The sequence below is a fragment of the Ornithinimicrobium cavernae genome, assembly GCF_003121625.1.
Taxonomy (GTDB): domain Bacteria; phylum Actinomycetota; class Actinomycetes; order Actinomycetales; family Dermatophilaceae; genus Ornithinicoccus; species Ornithinicoccus cavernae.
Genome location: NZ_QDDJ01000057.1, coordinates 1 through 533, shown reverse-complemented (window position 1 = coordinate 533; position 533 = coordinate 1). Strand labels below are relative to the sequence as shown.

The window sequence follows — 533 nt, the reverse complement described above, 5'->3', positions numbered from 1 at the left end:
GTCATCCCCGACCCCAACGGCCGCGACGACACACACCGCAGCCCCTGCGCCGTGCGCGCCCGCTCCCGCCGCGGCTTCTCCTCCAACAAGTCGACCAACAACTTCTTACACACCAACCCCAGCTCCGCATCCGAAAGATCCGGATTCCCCGCCGCGTCGGTCACGATCCCCGCATACGCCTCCCGCTCCTCCGGGCTCAACGACCCCGCCAACCGGATCATCGTCCGCGCCACCCGCGCCCCCCGATGCACCGGCACCCGCCCGGACCGGACGGCCTCGGCCAGCCCGGTCCCCCAGTGCGCCTCCCCGGCCCGCACCACCTGCCGCACCTGGCAGGCCTCCTCTTTCGACAACCACGGACACCGCACCCGCAACCAGTCCACCAACGACAACCCGACCGCCATAGGCAACCCCCGCGCGGAAGCCTCCGCCGCCAGGGCGAACCCGACCGCCTCCACCTGCGACCGCAACCGGCCCACCGCCTCCAGGCCCTCCACCACACCCGCATCGAACACCCCGACCAGCTCGGCCGG

1 protein-coding gene is annotated in these 533 nt (G+C 72.4%); it reads right to left on the bottom strand.

Translation table 11 applies throughout. The features are described from left to right. The coding region (locus tag DA085_RS21245) for a hypothetical protein (RefSeq protein ID WP_161958595.1) at positions 1 to 533 on the bottom strand (533 nt) is incomplete at both ends.